The organism is Streptomyces sp. NPDC048257, assembly GCF_043201855.1.
Classification (GTDB): Bacteria; Actinomycetota; Actinomycetes; order Streptomycetales; family Streptomycetaceae; genus Streptomyces.
Genome location: NZ_JBICZI010000002.1, coordinates 623,763 through 639,951 on the forward strand (window position 1 = coordinate 623,763; position 16,189 = coordinate 639,951).

The following is a 16,189-nucleotide window of genomic DNA, read 5'->3' on the forward strand; positions in this document are numbered from 1 at the left end:
GGCACCCACCGCGGGTACGGCGGGCTTGAACCGTGGTCAAACACCCGCATGCCGGGATGCATCGTGCGGTGGCCGCCGTGCACTGTCAACAGCCATGCGGAATACGATGCTTCGCACCATCGGGGCCCGCGGAGCACCCGGAATCCCGCCCGGGCGGACCCACGACACCCCCCGGCCGAGCCGGTGGCCTGCGGCGTTCTCCGCCCGGGCGGGCCGGGCTCCCGCCGGGCGGGCCGGCGTACCGCGTCCTCGCGGGTATGCCGCACCGGCATGCCTAGCCGTCGACCGGGCATGACCGTGACACCGGACCCGGTCAGTTGTTCACCCGACGAGCCCTTACGGGTACAGCCTCGCGAGGTTACCGTCCGGTCATGACCCCCACGCTCGCGCAGCTCCGCTACCTCGTCGCCGTCGCCGACTGCCGGTCCATCACCGGAGCGGCCGCCTCGGTGTTCGTCGCCCAGTCCGCGCTGTCAAGGGCAGTCCAGGCCATGGAGCGCGATCTCGGAGTCGAGCTCCTGGCCCGCCGGGGAAGGGGGGTGGACCTCACGCCGGAGGGGGCCCGGGTCGTCCGGCTGGCCCGCACCGTGCTCAACGCGGTGGAGGCCATCGACGACATCGGGACCCCGCACGGCGGCGGCACCCGGGCCGTCCTGACCCTCGTCACCACGCCCACCCTCGCCCTCGACCTGGCCACGGACCTGATCGCGGCCTTCGCCGGACGGCACCCGACCGTCGACGTCCGGCTCCAGCAGCACGACAGCAGAGAGGCACTGGTCGAGGAACTGAACCAGGGGAGAGCGGAGTTGGCGCTGGTCGACCTGCCCGTCGACAAGGAGCTCTCCACCCACTTCATCCAGGAGCGCGAGGTGGTGCTCATCTCCCCCCTCGGGTCCCGGCTGCCCCACCCGATGCCCCTGCGCATGCTCGACGGGCTGCCGATGGTGCTGCCCACCCCGGGGACCGGGCGACGCACCGAGATGGAGGCCATGTTCAGCTGCCTCGGGGTGCGGCCCGTCCCCACCCTGGAGGTCGACGAACGGCTCGCCTGGGTGACGGGCGTGACGGACGGCCGCGGCTCGCTCATCTGGTACCGGGACGTGGTGCTCCGGGCGTTCGGGAGCCGCGCCGAGATCCGCTCCTTCATGCCGCCGCTGCTGCGGCCGGTGGGCATCGCCCACGCCCGGCGGCCGCTGAGCCGTGCCGCCCGTGCGTTCATCGTGCAGGCGGGGCACAAGGGGCCCGTCCGGGAGCCGGTGCGCTGACCGGACATGCCACCGCGGCATTGAACGATGCTCAAACGGGAGGGGATTGGGCCTGGCAGGCCCGCTGATGTGCCCGCACATTGTGCGCATGTCCCGACTCCTGACACCCCCACGGGCCGCCGCCCTCGCGACCGCGACCCTCGCCACGATCCTGCCCGCACTCGCCTGGATGACCAGCGCCACCGCCTCCACGGCCCCCACCGCCTCCACCGTCCCCGCCTCCTCCACCGTCCCCGCCGCCCCGCGGGCCGGCGCCGAGGCCCTGGCGCCGGAGAAGAAGTGCACCCTCCCCGGCGGTCTCGCCGAGCTCAGCGGCCTCGCCATGAGCCGCAAACACCCGGGGGTCTTCTACGCCGTCAACGACAGCGGGAACACCCCTCAGGTCTTCGCCATCGACTGCAACAGCGCCACCGGCCGGCTCCTGGCCACCTTCACCGTCTCCGGCGTCGGCAACACCGACTGGGAGGGGCTGGCGCTCGGCAAGGACCCGGGCGGCGGCCCGGCGATCCTGGTCGGCGACATCGGGGACAACTTCAGCGGACGCGCGGAGATCACCGTGCACCGTTTCGCCGAGCCCGACCAGCTCACCAACGCCACGGTCACGCCCGTGACCTACCGCTTCTCCTACGCCGACGGCAAGCACGACGCCGAGTCCCTGCTCTCCGATCCGGTGACGGGCCGGCTCTACGTCGCCAGCAAGCTCATCGGAGCCGCCGGCCGGCTGTACCAGGCCCCGCTGCCCCCGGTGACCGGGCAAGTCAACACCCTCACCGCCGTCCGGCCCGGGCCCGTGTTCGCCACCGACGGCGCGTTCTCGCCCTCGGGTGCCTCGTACGCCCTGCGCAGCGGCGGTCCGCTGGGCGCCAACACGGCCTCCGTGTACGACACGGCCGGGGTCAAGCTCGCGGACGTCGCCCTCCCGGCCCAGTCGCAGGGGGAGACGGTGACGTACGCCGACTGCACGAACCTGCTGGTCGGATCGGAGAACGACCCGCAGATCTGGCGGGTACCGCTGCCGCCGGAGGCCACCCCGGGCTGCGACGGCACTCCGACACCCACGCCCACGCCCACCCCGACCCCGACCCCGACTCCCACACCGACCCCGACGCCCGGTGGTCTGCAGTTCATCGACCCCGGCCCGCAGACGTGCAGGTTCAACCAGTCCTGCACCATCCAGCTCACCACGACCGGCGCGGAGCCCCCCGTCCGCTACGTGGCCACCGGCCTGCCCTGGGGCCTGACCCTGGACAGCGCCTCCGGGCGGATCGGCGGCAAGCCCTGGGGCAGCGGCGCCTTCCAGGTCACGGCCACCGCGAGCGATGCCGGCGGAGCCACCGCGGGCACCAGCTTCACCCTCACGCTCAACTGGTTCTGAGACGGGGCGGGGGTGGGCTTGTCCAACCCGCCCACGAGGACGCACTGTTGACCGAGTCCCGTCCACCAGGTCAGGAGCACCGGTTTGTCGTCCCCCATCTCACCCGTCCCGCAGGGTTCGGGCACCCCGCACGTGATCGACCCCCTCGGCGGCTGCCCGCACGCCCTCAACGCCCGGCTGCGCGCCGAGCACGGCGCGGTGGCGGAGGTCGTACTCCCCGGCGAGGTGCGCGGAGCGGTCGTCCTGGGGCACGAAGCGCTCAAGGAGTTCCTCGCCCACCCCGAAGTGGGCAAGAACGCCCGGCACTTCCCGGCCCTGCACGACGGCACCATCCCCGCGGACTGGCCGCTGCGCGTCTTCGCGGACGCCCAGGGCATGCACACCGCGGACGAGGCCGACCACCGCCGCCTGCGCGGGCTGGTCGGCAAGGCCTTCACCATCCGCCAGGTGGAGCGGTTGCGGCCACGCATCGAGGCGCTCACCACCGAACTCCTCGACGACCTGGGGCGGGCCGCGGCCGACTCCGCCGACGGGATCGCCGACCTGTACACGCACTTCGCCCTCCCGCTCCCGATGAACGTCATCTGCGAGCTGCTCGGCGTGGACCCCGAGCACCGGAGCCGGCTGCACCAGCTCACCAACACGGTGGTCGTCGCCACCGACATCTCCCCGGCCGAGAAGATGGCCGCCCTCCGGGAACTCATGGCCCTGACGTCGACCATCGCGGCCGCCCGCGCCGAGAATCCGGGCGAGGACCTCACCAGCGCCCTGATCGCGGCCCGCGAGGGCGACGGGGACCGGCTCAGCGAGATCGAACTCATCGGCACCATGCGGCTGATGCTCGTCGCGGGCCACGAGACCACCCTCAACCTCGTCGTCAACGCCGTCCGCGCCCTGTGCGCCCACCGCGACCAGCTCGCCCTCGTCCTGGACTCCAAGGCGACCTGGTCGGACGTGGTGGACGAGACGCTGCGCTGGGACACCCCGGTCAGCTGGTTCCCCTTCCGCTACCCCACCCGCGACGTGACCGTCGACGGGACGGTGATCCCGCAGGGCACCCCGGTGCTGGCCGGGTACAGCGCGGCGGGCCGCGACGAGGCCCTCCACGGCCCGGACGCCGACCGCTTCGACATCACCCGCCCCACGGCCGCCCGCCACCTCGCCTTCGGCCACGGCGCCCACTACTGCATCGGCGCCCCGCTCGCCCGGCTGGAGGCCACGACCGCCCTGGAGCGGCTCTTCACCCGTTTCCCCGACCTCGACCTGGCGGTACCGGAGGCCGAACTCCCCTACCAGCGCAGCTTCATCAGCAACAACGTCCGGTCACTCCCGGTCCGCCTGGCGCGCCGCTGAGGAGCGTCTTGGGGGTGTCCGCCGGGGCGGACGCCTTCATGCCAGGGCCCGGACGCGGACGTTCACCTTGTGCCATCCGGTCGCCCCGTCGGGGACGGTCCCGGTGCGGGTTCCCGTCTGGACCGTGCCCGTGCCGTCCGTGGCGCGGACCTCCAGGGTGTGCTGCCCGGGGGTGGCCTCCCACGGCCACACCCACTGTCGCCAGGTGTCCACGCCGTCCGCGGCCCCGAGCCGCGCCTCCTGCCAGGCGCCGCCGTCCACCCTCACCTGGACCCGCTCGATCCCGCGGTGCTGGGCCCACGCCACCCCGGCCACCGCCACCCGGCCCGGCGCCAGACCTGCGTACGGGCGGGGGGTGTCGATCCGTGCCTGGGTCTTGACCGGAGCCTGCTGGGCCCAGGACCTGCGTACCCAGTACGCGTCGTAGGCGGCGAAGGTGGTCAGTCGCAGCTCGGCGAGCCACTTGCAGGCGGAGACGTACCCGTACAGGCCCGGGACGACCATCCGGACCGGGAACCCGTGGGCGAAGGGCAGCGGTTGGCCGTTCATGCCGACGGCGAGCAGCGCGGCCCGGCCGTCCATGACGGTCTCGACCGGCGTGCCGATGGTCATGCCGTCCACCGAACGCGCGACGAGCTGGTCGGCCCGTCCGCCCTGGGACGGCGGCCGTACCCCCGCCTCGCGGAGCAGGTCCCCGAGGCGCACGCCGAGCCAGCGGGCGTTGCCCGCATACCCGCCGCCGACCTCGTTGGACACGCAGGTGAGGGTGATGTCGTGCTCGACCAGCGGGCGGGCGAGGAGCTGCCGCAGGTCGAGGGCGAGGGGCCTGGTCACCCCCTCCCCGTGGATGCGCAGCCGCCAGGTGTCCGCGTCCACGCGGGGGACGACCAGCGCGGTGTCCACCCGGTAGAAGTCCTGGTTCGGGGTGAGGAAGGGGCCGAGGCCGGGCACCCGCAGGTCGGCCCCGGCGGGCACCGGCGGCGCGGGCACGGTGGGCCGGGGGAGGACGAAGCGGGCCCGGGAGGCGGTGGCGTCCGCCGAGCCGTGGGCACCCAGCCGCCGTGCGCCGAGCCCGGCCCCCGCCGAGGCCGCCAGGACCGCGACGACCAGCCGTCCGAAGCCGCGCCGGTCCATCGATCCGGTTCCGCCGTGCGGCGCCCCGGCCGGGCGGGACCGCGTCGCCGCCGTGACCAGCAGGTACAGCACCCCGGCCGAGGCCAGCGCGCCCACCAGTGAGGGCAGCGCGTCCCGCCAGCCGGCCTCCGGCCTGCTGAGCGCGGCCAGCGCCCCCACCAGCCCGAAGCCGCCCACGACCGCGATCCCGGCCGGGAGGTGGCGTACGGCGAGCAGCCCGGCCCCGACGGCGACCGCGGCCAGGACGGCGAGGATGCCGACGCCCAGCACCAGCTTGTCGGAGGTGCCGAACAGCCGGATCGCCCACTCCCGGACGGCCACCGGCGTCAGGTCGACCACCGCCCCGCCGACGGCCGTGACCGGCGCGGCCTCGGGCCGGACGACCGCCGCCGTCAGCTGCGCGAGCACCAGCCCGGCGATGGCCGCGACGATCCCGCTGACGGCGCCCATCGTGCGCCGCAGCCGCGCGGGACGGCTCGGGTCTGCCTCCACATGGCCAGTGTGCCGCGCCGGGGCGGCTCCGTGCCGCCGCCGTGCCGCCGTGCGGCCCTGCCGCCCTGCCCCCGTGCCCCCGGTGGGGGAGCAGTGCGGGCGTCTTCTGCCCTGGGTGAAAGGATCATGCCCAGAGTGAAAGGGCGCGGCGACGCCGGGGGACGCGGTGAGGATGGCGTCATGGAGCCCCGTCATTCCCCGAAAGAGCAGAAGCCGTGCCCCTGAAGCCGGGCCGGACCGTCCGCACCTCGCCCTACTGGCCGGTGCTCACCCACTCGACGCTGCGCCGGCTGTTACCGGGGTTCACCGTCTCGTCCCTCGGCGACGGCATGGCAGTGGTCGCCGTGAGCTGGCTGGCGATCGAGATCGCCCCGGCGGCCGAACGCGGCCTGTGGGTCGCGCTGGCGGCCGCCGCCTACACCCTCTCCGGCGCCGCGGGCGCAGTCCTTCTCGGGCGGTTCCTGCGCCACCGCTCCCCGGCCCGGCTGGTCGCCTGCGACGCCCTGCTGCGCGCCGTCGCCCTGGGCGCGATCCCCGTGTGTCACGCCCTCGGGACCCTGAGCATCGAGCTGTACGTCGGGCTGCTCGCCGCGTCCTCCGTGCTCCACTCGTGGGGCCAGGCCGGTGTCTACACCCTGCTGGCCCGACTGCTGCCGGAGCGCGACCATCTGGCCGGCAACGCCGTCCTGTCCGCCATCGGCTCGCTCTCCACCGTCTTCGGGCCGCCGCTCGCCGGCGCCCTCATCCTGCGCGGTGGTGCCGCGACCGTGATCGCCGTCGACGCGGCGACGTTCCTCGTCCTGGCCGTCACGTTCCTCTTCGGAGTCCCGCGGGACGAGGCGCCCGCACCCGAGGAGAGCGGCGGCTCCCGTGCCGCGGGCTTCGCCGTCATCCGCCGCACTCCGGCCCTGCTGGGGCTGCTCGGCCTGAGTTTCGGCTTCTTCTGCCTCTTCGGTCCCGTGTACGTCGCCCTGCCGCTGTACGTGTCGGACGGTCTGGGCGGTCCCGCAGGTCTGCTGGCCGCCTTCTACACCGCGTTCGGTGTCGGCGCCGTCCTCGGCTCCGTGCTGACCGGATACCTCAGCCGGCTGCCGATGTGGCCGGCCACGACCGGCATCGTGGTCGCCTTCGGCGTGTTCATGCTGCCGACGGGGCTGGGAGCGCCGACGGCCGTCGCCGTCGCCGGGTTCGCCGCCGCCGGTCTGCTCTGGCCTCCGTACGCCTCGCTGTCCACCGCCCTCTTCCAGCGCTCGGCCCCGCGGGACCTGCTTGCGCAGACCCTGGCCGCGAGCTCGGCGGTCCGCGTGCTCGCCGTCCCGCTCGGTACCGCGCTGGGCGGGCCGCTGGTGGCCGGGCTCGGAGCCCGGGAGACGCTGCTGGTCTCGGCCGCCTCGATGACCGTTCTCGGCCTGGCGGCCGCCGGGGCCGCACGGGCGAGGCGGAAGCGAAGGCCATGACCCTTCCCGCGGCCCGGACACCGCTTCGCCCGCGGCCCGGCCCGGGCGCAGGGCGAAGCGGTGTCCGGGCCGGGCCGCGGTGCACGTCAGCGGGCGGCAGCCGCCGGGGGCAGGGCCGTCGCGATTTGCGCGGCCAGACGGTACGGGTCCCCGCTCGGCCGGTTCGGGTGGGGGGTGGTCCGCCCGGCCCACTCCGCCTCGAAGGCGTGCCAGTCGATCTCCCGCGGCGCGGCCTTGCCCACCAGCGCCTCGTCCAGCGAGGCGAAGTAGCGCTCCCACCGCGGGGCGTACAACTCCGAGATCAGGCCGCTCCATTCGCGGTTCGCGTAGTCGTGCAGGAAACCGCCCTCGCTGGTGCTGCGGCGGCCCCACACGCTGAGGAGCGAGCGCGCGTCGTACTCGTACCGGTCCTGCTCGGCCCGGTCGGCGCCCCAGGAACGGGCCGCGGAGAGCCAGGTGCCGAGGAGGAAGCCGGGGTCGGATCCGGTGACCGCGTCCAACTTCCGCATCCCGTCCTGCCATTCGGCCGTCAGCGCGCGGAAGCGGGTCAGGTCCTTGGCCTCGTACGCCGCCTTGATCCGGGGCAGCAGTACCCGCGAGTGGTTGGCGAGGGCCTGGCGGGCGGTGTCCACCAGGTCGAAGCGGTAGGCACTGGAGCCGCGCAGCGCCGGATCCACCTTCAGCAGGTGGTCCAGGGCCTTGCGCACCGAACCGGCCGGATAGCGCATGGACCTGGGGCTCCAGTACGCCGCCCCGGCCGCGGCCAGACTCGGCCGGGCGGTGAACAGGCTGTCCTGCGACTCCGACCACAGCCCCGAGGAGGTGCTGTACGGCCCCTTGCGGAGCTCTTCCCAGGCCGCGGCGGCCTCGGCGTCGGGGCGGCCGTAGCGGCGGGCCGCGAAGCCGGCGAACCACGCGCGCTGGTCGATCGGACCGCGCTCCCAGGCCAGGTCGGTGAACAGGTCGAAGGCCGCCGGATTGGTCCCGGTGGCCTCCGGGAGGTAGGCGATCCCGGCGAGGGCACTGTTCGCCTTGTCCCGCCAGGGTCCGAACCGCTCGATCCACACCGAGCTGTTCGCGCCGACCGTGGTGTGCCCGCCGAAGTTGTAGATGGTGCCCATCGCGTACGGGACCCCGCCCCAACGGGCCTCGCGGTCCAGCCGGTTGTACCGGTCGGAGAGCCCGTCCAGGATCAGCAGCTTCGAGGTGTCCACCCCGGCCAGCAGCTCGGCGGTGGGGTCGTCCTGCCAGCCCAGCACCGCCCACAGCGCACCCGGGTGGGCGGCGTGCAGCGCGCCCTGGATGGCGCCGGCCGCGGCCCCCACGTCGACGGATCCGGTCTGGCCGCCCTCGTGCAGCGGGCTCATCCGGTACATCGTGCTGTCCCCGAACACCTCGCGCTGCTCGGCGTAGTACGCGGCGGCCAGCCTGCCGAACACGGGGGAGGCGGGGTCCAGCCAGTCCGGGCGGTCGAAGCCCGCCCAGTCGCCCTGCGCCACCGTGGCCGCCCCCGGGTTGCGCGCGGCGAACCCGGGCGGCACGGTGCCGAAGTATCCGGGCAGCACCGGGGTCATGCCGAGCCCGCGCAGCTGCTCGGTGATCCGCCCGCCCAGCTCGGCGCGCTCGCGCATCAGCCGCTCGGAGACCGGACCGCCGAAACCGCTCAGGTTCTGCAGCAGCCACCAGCTCTGGTGGCCGGGGCCGGGGATCCACTGCCGCAGTTCCTCGGCGGAGTAGCCGAAGCCCTGGAGCGCCCGGTAGTACGGGTACTCGGCGCCCACCTGCACGAACACCTCGTTGATGCCGTGCAGGGCGAGCAGGTCGATCTGCCGCTGGTGCTCCTCGAAGGAGCGGTACGGGCCGGAGTAGCCGTCGTCGGTGTCGTTCAGCGCGTACCGGTGCGGGACCTCGGCGCGGCGGGTGACCGGCGCGGGGACGGCCGGCAGCCGGGCGGGCAGCATGCCGATGCTGTCGCCGGGCCAGCCGATGTCGACCCCGGCGACGTGCTGGAGGTACCAGCCGACCCCGGTGAGCAGGGTGGCGCCGGTGCTGCCGCGCACGGTGATCGCGCCGGTGGTCCCGGACACGGTGAAGGTGTCGGCGCCGGCGGTGGTGCCGGGCTCCAGGGCGAACTGCCGCCAGTGGCGCGGAAGCAGCCGCTCCAGGGCGGCCCGCGCGGGCTCGACGTCGAAGGTGCGGGCCCGGTACGGGCTCCGGGCCGCCCCGGCGGGCGCCAGGACCCGTCCGTCCGTCCGTACGCCGGCGGGTGCGGGCGACCCCGCGGCCGGGGCGGTGGCCCCGGGCGCGGGCCCCGCGCAGATCAGCGCCAGCAGCGCCGCGGGAAGGGCGGCGAGCGCGAGCGGGCGGCGCGGGGCGGCCGGCCCGCGTCCGCTGCGGTGCATCGGGTTCCTCATCGGTTGGCCCGGCCCGTCAGACCGGCAGGGCCCAGGCCTGGTCGACCTGGTGGTCGCCGCAGTCGGTCAGCCGCAGCCGTTCGGCCGGAGCCGTGGCCACGGGAGCCGTCAGGCACAGCCCGCCGGCCCCCTCCACGAGGGCTCCGTCGCGGCGGTGCGACCAGCTCTGGCCGGGCTGCTGCTCCGGCTGCCTCGCGCAGTCGGCCAGCTCCACGACGCGGTCCTCGCCCACCGACAGGCACTCGCCGGCCAGCCGCAGGCTCCCGTCGGCGCCCACGGTCCACCGCTGGTCGGGGGCTCCGGTGCAGGCGGCCATCACCACGGCGCCGACGCCGGTGGTGTTGGCCCCGTCGGCGCACCGGGCGCCGTCACCGACGACCTGCCCGGTCGGGACGGCCTCGGCGCAGCCGCGCGGGCTGAGCCGCCAGACGCCGGTGTCGTGCCCGGCCACCTTCCCGGTCAGCGTCTCGGAGACCTCGCGGCTCGTGCCGCTCCACAGGTCCTGGGCGCTCGCGGTGCAGTGGGTCAGGCCGACCTCGTCGAGGGGCACGTTGATGTCCCGGGCGGTGGCCGAGCGGTTGAGCACGGCCACCGCGCGGTCGCCGTTCGCCAGCGGCCGCACCAGGATCTCGAAGGTGGCGTTGGAGGACACCACGGAGCCCTGGCGGCCCATCGGGTCCTGGTCCAGGTCGATCATCCGGGTGTTGCCGAGGGCCTCCAGGCCCGCGGGCGTCAGCTTCGAGACGTCGGAGGACAGGATGAAGGGGGACGCCATCATGGCCCACAGGGCGACCTGGCTGCGGCCCTCGGCGGCGGTGAGGCCGGGGGCGCCGGCGATCAGGAAGTCGGGATCGTTCCAGTTGCCGGGGCCCGCGTACCGGCCGAGCCAGCGGTTGTAGCCGTAGTTGCCCAGGACCGCGCTCCACCGCGAGGTGGCGGGCGCGGCCGGGTTGTAGACCTTGATGTCCTTGCCCTCGCGCCACAGCTGGCCGGTCTCGCCGACCCAGCCGAGAACCCTGTGCCAGTCGGAGCCGCCCCACTCACCCTGCTGGAAGTAGGCGGGCGCGGAGGCCGAGAGGACCATGTCCCGGCCGCTCTCCCGCAGGGCCTTCGCGACGGCGTTGTAGGCGTCCCGGTAGGCCTGCTCCTTGGTCGTGTCCTCGGGGACCCACAGATTGCAGCCGTCCATCTTGACGTAGTCCACCTTCCAGGAGGCGAACTGCCGTGCGTCCTGGGCGTAGTGGTCCTCGCCGCCGCCCTGGGGGGCGCCACTTCCCGGGTACTTCTCGCAGGTGAGGGAGCCCGCGTCCTGGTAGATGCCGAACTTCAGCCCCTTGGCGTGCAGATACTCGCCGAGCCAGGCCATGCCGTGCGGGAACTTCGCCGTGTCGACGACCAGACTGCCCTGCGCGTCCCGGCTCTTGGTCATCCAGCAGTCGTCGACGGTCACCGTGTCGTAGCCCTTGGCGGCGAGCCCGGTGGACACGAGCGCGTCGGCGTTGGCGACCACCTTGGCCTCGTCGATGTCGCACATGTAATGCGCCCAGTTGTTCCAGCCCATGGGAGGAGTGAGCGCGAGCGGGGTGTCCGACGTCGCCCGGGGCTCGGCCGCCACCGGGGCGGGGGAGAGCGCGAGGGTGAACAGGGCGGCCGCGGTCAGACAGGGGAGCGTCGCACGCAGGCGAGGCGGCACGGAGTCTCCTTGACGTGGGGGCAGTCGTGCGCCCAGTGCACCGAGGTGACTACCCACTGTCAACACAAGTCGCTGATTGTCGGCTGATGACCAGCAATATGGCTGCAATCGATGTCACACGAAAGTGCAGATACATCGTATGTTACGTTGTATCTATGCCGAGAAGATCAGCTGCCCTGGACCGTGCGACCCCCGAGGCCATCGCCGTCGCCGCCCTGCGGATCCTCGACGACCAGGGGCCGGGCCACTTGAGCTTCCGCACCCTCGCCGACCGGCTCGAGGTCTCCCACGCCACCGTCCAGCGCCGCTGCACCGACCTCGCCGGCCTGCTCGACCTGTGCACCGAGCACCTCGCCGGGCAGCTGCCCGAGATCCCCGCCGGCACGGACTGGGCGCAGGCCACCGAGCAGCGGTTCCGCGCGCTGTACCTGCTGCTCACCGCCCACCCCGGGCTGCTGGTGCTGCGTGGCGGCCGGCCCTGGCTCGGGCGGCAGCTGCTGGCCCGGCTCGTCGAGCCCGCCCTCGCCGACAGCGTGGCCGCCGGGATGACCGTCGCCGAGGCGATGACCGTCTACCGCCGCATGTACCTGCTCACTCTGGGCAGCGCGGCCTTCGTCGACCACCGAGATCCGGCCGCGGCCACCGGCGCCTCGCGGGCGGCCCTCGCCGCGCTGGATCCCGAGGAGTTCCCCGTGCTCTCCGGCGGACTGCCCGACGTACTGCCCTCCCTGACGGACCACGAGGTGTACTACGGCGCCCTGCACCAGCTGATCGAGGCCGCCCGGCCCACCGGTTGATCGAGGCCGCCCGGCCCGACAGCCCCGCTCCGCCCGCCCGGCCCACCGCCCGACCCGATGGGGAGACAGTCCATGCAACCAGTACCGGCCCAGCAGCTGGACCACGCCGCCGTACGGGCCGCCGCCGCCCGGATCGCGGGCGGGGTGCGGCCCGTCACCGTGGCGCCCGCGGCCGAAGGCGTCTGGTACGCCCTGGAGTACCTCCAGCACACCGGCACCTTCAAGGCGCGCGGCGCCCGCAACTTCCTCGCCGCCCACCACGAGGCCGGCGCCCTCCCGGCCGCCGGCGTCACGATCGCCTCCGGGGGCAACGCGGGGCTCGCCTGCGCCTGGGCGGCCCGCGCGCTGTCCGTGCCCGCGACCGTCTTCCTGCCCGCCAACGCCCCGCGCGTGAAGGTGGAACGGCTGCGCGGGTACGGGGCCGAGGTGCGACTCGTCGGCGACCGGTACGCCCAGGCACTGGCGGCCTGCGAGGAGTTCGCCGCCGAGAGCGGGGCCCTCGGCAGCCACGCCTACGACCATCCGCTCATCGCGGCGGGCGCCGGCACCCTGCTCGAGGAGATCCATGCCGCCCTGCCCGGGCTGGACACGGTGGTCGTCGCGGTCGGCGGCGGCGGGCTGTTCGCAGGCGTCGCCACCGCCGCGCGCGAACACGGCGTACGGGTGGTGGCGGTCGAGCCGGAGAACTGCCGGGCCCTGAACGCGGCCCTGGCGGCGGGCCGGGTCGTGGACGTGGCCGTGGACTCGGTCGCCGCCGACTCCCTGGGGGCCACCCGGGTCTCGGCGGACGCGCTGGCCGCCGCCCAAGAGAAGAACGTGACGTCGGTGCTGGTGTCCGACGCCGAGATCACGGCCGCCCGGCACGCGCTCTGGGAGGACCACCGGATCGTGGTCGAGGCGGGCGCGGCCACCGCCCTGGCGGGGCTGCGCGGTGCGCCGGAACCGCTGGGCGAGCGGGTCGCCGTCATCCTCTGCGGGGCCAACACGGACCCCCGGGACCTGGTGCTCCCCGGCGCCTGAGCCGTTCGCTCGCGTCGCTCGCGTCGGTCCGGTCGGCCGTCAGTCGTTGTCGTCCTCGCCCTCGCGGACGACCACGACCGTGCTGGCCGAGTACTGCACGACCTGCTGGCTCACCGAGCCCAGCAACGCGCCCTTGAAACCCCCGTACCCGCGGGTGCCGACCACCGTCAGGTGGGCCTCCTTCGAGGCGTCGACCAGCACCTGCGCCGGGGATCCCTGCTCGACGCGCCGGAACACCGGCACCCCGGGGGAGGTGCCGACGGCCGAGGCGACCGTGTCCGCCAGCTTCCGGCGAGCGGTCTCCTCGGCCGTCAGCGCCTCCGCGTCGGAGCTCTCGGGTGCCGTCGGGCCGATGGAGAACGGATTGCGGTTCCACTCCCAGGCCATGACGGCGTGCACCCGGCCGGAGGTCGCCGCGGCCTGCGCGACCGCCCACCGCAGGGCCTCCTTCGAATGGTTCGACCCGTCCACGCCCACGACGATCAGCGGCTCGATGGTCTGCTCACTCACGGTGGGTTCCTCTCGCTGCGCCCGAACAGTCGATCTCCTCCCTGTATACACGGATCAGAGGGCCTGACCTCGAACGACGATCGTTGCGACGGCCGACGACTTTCGAGGACAGTCCGCGTCCCCCGTCCCTTGCGAGGGTGTGAGCGTCCAGGCGACCGCCGCCGGACGCGAACGACATGGAGGAACGGGCGTGGCTCAGCGCAAGGGTTGTCTGATCGGGTGCGCGGTGGCGCTGGTGCTCGGCGTGGGTCTCCTCGTCGCCGTGGTCTTCGGCATGGGAAAGGTCCTCGACATGGCCGACGAGACCCTGGTCGACCCGGCGGTCTACGAGGCCGTGAAGACGGGCGACGCGGAGAGCGAGGTGCGCGGCAGGCTTCCTTCGGGTGAAAGCTTCGTCAAGAGCGCCCTCAAGGACGGCGGCCCGGCCGAGCCCGAGGGCAGCGCCTGCTCCTGGTACATCTCCAGCGGCGAGGCCAAGAACGGCAACGAGACCGTGCTCCGGTTCTGCTTCAAGGACGGCAAGCTCGCGGAGAAGGTCCAGTACCCCATGAAGTAGCGGGAGCGGGTCGTCGGTGCGGTGGCGCCGGACGCGGGTCGGTCGCCCGCGCCGGCGCCGCCCCGCGTTGCGGACGTCCCGGGGCATGACGCCCCGTAGCTACGGGGCGAGCGCGACGGCGAGGCGGAGGTCGGCGAGGGGCACGGCGATCCGCGCGGCGGTGCGCGCCGGGAGCCGGGCGGCCCGCGCGTCGATCCAGGCGAGTACGCGGGCCTGCTCGTCCGCGTCGCACAGCGCGAGGTGGAACAGGAGCTGGCGCCAGGCGCCCGCGCTGCCCCTGGCGGTGGCCGCCCGTCCGGTCGCGGCGGCGAACGCGCCCCGGGCGAGGCCGTCCCAGCCGGCCCGCGGGGCGATGCCCACGTGCACGACCAGGGTGGCGAGGTTGAAGGTGCTGAGGGTCCGGGCCTGTTCGATGACCGCCGGGTCGCTCGCCAGTGGATGCCCCGGGCGCCCGGCCCGCTCGGCGCACAACTGCGCGAAGGCGTGCCGGCCCTGGCTGCCCGTCAGCTTCCGTACCGCCGCGTAGTCGATGCCGTAGTAGCGCTCGTACACGGTGCCGCGCAGCAGATCGGCGGCGGTCCGGGCGGCCTCGAGGAGGTCGGGAGTGGCCAGACCGCTGTACGGGTCGGCGAGCGGCTCCGCGGCGAACGGTACGGGCAGCTCCGCCAGGCGGGCGAGCCCGGACAGTTGCCGTACGAGCAGGTTGGGCAGGCCGGTGCCCGGGAAGGCCTGCACACAGGCCTCGCCGAGCGTCCGCAGGGTGGAGCGCGCCTGCTCCACCGGGTCGGCGGCCCAGGGGGCGACCGCGCGGACCCAGGGCAGCTCGGTGATCCGGGCATGCTGCTCCGGGGTCCACCACAACGGGTACCGGTGATTCCGCCGGGCCCGGTAGGTCGCCGCGATCAGCGTACGCAGCGACGGGTCGGCGTATCCCCGGGCGGTGTGCGCGGCGACCAACTGCTGCGCCACCTCACCCAGCACCTCCGCGGAAGGGATCTGCCCGCGCTCCAGCAGCGTGTCCAGGGGCGCGCTGCGCGCGGCGGTGACCGTGGCCCGTACCGGCGCCGGGACAACGGTCCCGGCGGGCAGCCCGGACTCCGCGGCCTCCTCGTCGGTCACCGGGCCGATGAGCGGTCCGACGTCCTCCAGCCCCCGGCTCACGTCGAACGGAGCCAGCCTGCGCAGTACGAGGGCGGCCAGGTCGTGGTGCGCGGGCCCGCCCGCCTGCCGGGCCTGGGCCCGGCGCAGCCGGGTGTGTTCGGCGGAGCCCGGACGGCCGCGTCCGGCGACCATCGATGCCAGGGCGTGGCGCAGCAGTCCGGCGAGGCGGGGCGACGGCTCGCGCCCGGCGACCGCCTCCTCCAGCGCGCGGCGCAGGACGGCCGGATTGGACGTGGGGTCGAGGTGCTCGGTGCAGCGGGTGTGCGTGGCCGCGAGGTGCCGGTACCGCGCGAGCAGGGCGGCTCCCCGCTCGTGGTCCGCCTCGGCGCGCAGCCAGTGGTCGAGCAGCTCGTCCTCGAAGGGCCGCCAGACGGTGAGGGCCTCGTGCTGCGCCGCGATGCCGGGACGGGGCGCGCGGCGCGCGAGGGTCCGGGCGGCCTCGCCGACGGTGCGTACGTGGACGGCGTCCGCGTCCGGAACGGGCCGGGCCGCGGGGTGCGGCGCGAACCGCACCGTGTCCGCGAAGGGCCGTAGCTCCTCGACGAGTCCGGCCGCGGCGTCGTTCTCCCCGGCGCGCACCAGCCACGCGACGTAGAGCAGCGCGGCCTCCTCGGGTGCGCGCAGCTCGTAGCGCCTGCTGTCGAGCAGTGACCACAGCCCGGCGAGGCCCTCGTCGGTGAGGCACTGGTCGAAGGTGGGTTGCTGTCCGGCGTTCTTGTCCATGGCCGGCGTGGCAGGTCCTGCCCCTGCGCCCTCCGGCTGTGCAGGCCGGTGCTCTGGCTACTGAGCTACACGCCGTTCGAGGTGAAATCTAGACGTGCGGGTGCCGACCGCACAACCCGGTATCGGCTAAAGCGCATTAGTCCCGCCCCGGGCGAACCGTCGATAAAAAGTCAACTTTTGCCGGAGCAGCTGCTTTGTTATCGAATCGATACCATCTCCAACCGCCGTGGAACTAATGC

Annotated in this window: 12 protein-coding genes and 1 tRNA gene; 7 read left to right on the plus strand and 6 right to left on the minus strand. The window is 74.1% G+C overall.

The window, feature by feature from the left end:
• Positions 1-371 precede the first annotated feature (371 nt).
• From ACGFZK_RS06890 to ACGFZK_RS06900, 3 genes are all read left to right on the plus strand, one after another.
• Positions 372-1,265: a LysR substrate-binding domain-containing protein gene (locus ACGFZK_RS06890; RefSeq protein ID WP_393847767.1), complete on the plus strand. Its 894-nt coding sequence runs from the start codon at positions 372-374 to the stop codon at positions 1,263-1,265.
• 88 nt (positions 1,266-1,353) lie between these two features.
• Complete coding sequence (locus tag ACGFZK_RS06895) at positions 1,354-2,640, plus strand: putative Ig domain-containing protein (RefSeq protein ID WP_393847768.1); 1,287 nt, start codon at positions 1,354-1,356, stop codon at positions 2,638-2,640.
• An 84-nt stretch (positions 2,641-2,724) separates the two neighbouring features.
• Entirely contained in the window at positions 2,725-3,993 is a 1,269-nt protein-coding gene (locus ACGFZK_RS06900; protein WP_393847769.1) for a cytochrome P450, read from the plus strand.
• Between the two features lie 36 nt (positions 3,994-4,029).
• Here ACGFZK_RS06900 and ACGFZK_RS06905 read toward each other — a convergent pair whose 3' ends face one another.
• Positions 4,030-5,577 carry a molybdopterin-dependent oxidoreductase gene (locus ACGFZK_RS06905; protein ID WP_393847881.1) on the minus strand — a complete coding sequence of 516 codons (1,548 nt, stop codon included), beginning with the start codon at positions 5,575-5,577 and terminating at the stop codon, positions 4,030-4,032.
• Between the two features lie 257 nt (positions 5,578-5,834).
• Here ACGFZK_RS06905 and ACGFZK_RS06910 point away from each other — a divergent pair, with 257 nt between their 5' ends.
• Positions 5,835-7,076 carry an MFS transporter gene (locus ACGFZK_RS06910; RefSeq protein WP_393847770.1) on the plus strand — a complete coding sequence of 414 codons (1,242 nt, stop codon included), beginning with the start codon at positions 5,835-5,837 and terminating at the stop codon, positions 7,074-7,076.
• A gap of 86 nt (positions 7,077-7,162) precedes the next feature.
• Here ACGFZK_RS06910 and ACGFZK_RS06915 read toward each other — a convergent pair whose 3' ends face one another.
• Positions 7,163-9,478, minus strand: coding sequence for an alpha-N-acetylglucosaminidase (locus tag ACGFZK_RS06915; RefSeq protein ID WP_393847771.1), 2,316 nt, complete (start codon positions 9,476-9,478; stop codon positions 7,163-7,165).
• Between the two features lie 28 nt (positions 9,479-9,506).
• Positions 9,507-11,183, minus strand: coding sequence for a ricin-type beta-trefoil lectin domain protein (locus ACGFZK_RS06920; protein ID WP_393847772.1), 1,677 nt, complete (start codon positions 11,181-11,183; stop codon positions 9,507-9,509).
• Positions 11,184-11,338: 155 nt separating this feature from the next.
• Here ACGFZK_RS06920 and ACGFZK_RS06925 point away from each other — a divergent pair, with 155 nt between their 5' ends.
• Both ACGFZK_RS06925 and ACGFZK_RS06930 read left to right on the plus strand, forming a co-directional pair.
• Positions 11,339-11,980, plus strand: coding sequence for a TetR/AcrR family transcriptional regulator (locus tag ACGFZK_RS06925; RefSeq protein ID WP_393847773.1), 642 nt, complete (start codon positions 11,339-11,341; stop codon positions 11,978-11,980).
• Positions 11,981-12,052: 72 nt separating this feature from the next.
• Positions 12,053-13,000 (plus strand): serine/threonine dehydratase, encoded by a 948-nt coding sequence (locus ACGFZK_RS06930; RefSeq protein WP_393847774.1) that lies wholly within the window; start codon positions 12,053-12,055, stop codon positions 12,998-13,000.
• A 39-nt stretch (positions 13,001-13,039) separates the two neighbouring features.
• Here the strand turns inward: ACGFZK_RS06930 and ACGFZK_RS06935 are convergent, their stop codons facing one another.
• Positions 13,040-13,510: a universal stress protein gene (locus ACGFZK_RS06935; protein ID WP_393847775.1), complete on the minus strand. Its 471-nt coding sequence runs from the start codon at positions 13,508-13,510 to the stop codon at positions 13,040-13,042.
• 190 nt (positions 13,511-13,700) lie between these two features.
• Between ACGFZK_RS06935 and ACGFZK_RS06940 the strand changes: the two genes are divergently transcribed.
• Entirely contained in the window at positions 13,701-14,066 is a 366-nt protein-coding gene (locus tag ACGFZK_RS06940) for a hypothetical protein (RefSeq protein WP_393847776.1), read from the plus strand.
• 99 nt (positions 14,067-14,165) lie between these two features.
• Here ACGFZK_RS06940 and ACGFZK_RS06945 read toward each other — a convergent pair whose 3' ends face one another.
• On the minus strand, positions 14,166-15,950 hold the full coding sequence (locus ACGFZK_RS06945) for a hypothetical protein (RefSeq protein ID WP_393847777.1): 1,785 nt from the start codon (positions 15,948-15,950) through the stop codon (positions 14,166-14,168).
• Positions 15,950-16,025 (minus strand) — tRNA-Cys (locus ACGFZK_RS06950). Before ACGFZK_RS06950 ends, ACGFZK_RS06945 begins: the two co-directional genes overlap by 1 nt.
• Positions 16,026-16,189: the final 164 nt, after the last annotated feature.